Here is a 464-nt window from a genome sequence, read left to right as displayed (position 1 = left end):
GGTTCTGGTGAACCGCGGGCTTCTTGGTTTCTAGGGGGAGCTTCTGGCTCACCGTACCAGCAAACGCTGGTCCGGATCCCCCATCCCCTGATCCGTGCCTGCCACCGGTCCTCGCGCCGCGCCAGCACAATGGCCGCATCCACGCCTGGCGGCGCGGAGCCTCGGCAATTCTGCTGGCCCGCCGCTGCGGGCGGTGCCTGTCCGGTTTCAGGCGACGGCGGCTCCGGACCAGCAAATGCCGGGCAGGGGTGTCAGTCGGGGGCGATGCTTTCGAGCATGTCGAGGTCGCCGGACAGAAGCGCCGGTTCGGCGCGGGTGATGAGGTCTGCGGGCCAGTCCCACCATTTGAGGGCCAGCAGCCGGGCGATCTGCGGCTTAGAGAAGCGGTGCCCATGCACCGCGCCGGGGTTGCCGGTGACGATGGCGTAGGGCGGCACCGTGCCGCGCACCACGGCGCCGGCGCC

General features: G+C 70.5%; 1 pseudogene. It reads right to left on the bottom strand.

What is annotated here, in order from left to right:
* Window positions 1–251: 251 nt before the first annotated feature.
* Window positions 252–464, bottom strand: a pseudogene (locus tag RA21_RS23360) (CatB-related O-acetyltransferase); the annotation flags it as partial.

The sequence above is a fragment of the Leisingera sp. ANG-DT genome (assembly GCF_000813785.1).
In the GTDB taxonomy this organism is placed as follows: domain Bacteria; phylum Pseudomonadota; class Alphaproteobacteria; order Rhodobacterales; family Rhodobacteraceae; genus Leisingera.
This window is presented reverse-complemented; position numbering and strand designations above follow the sequence as displayed.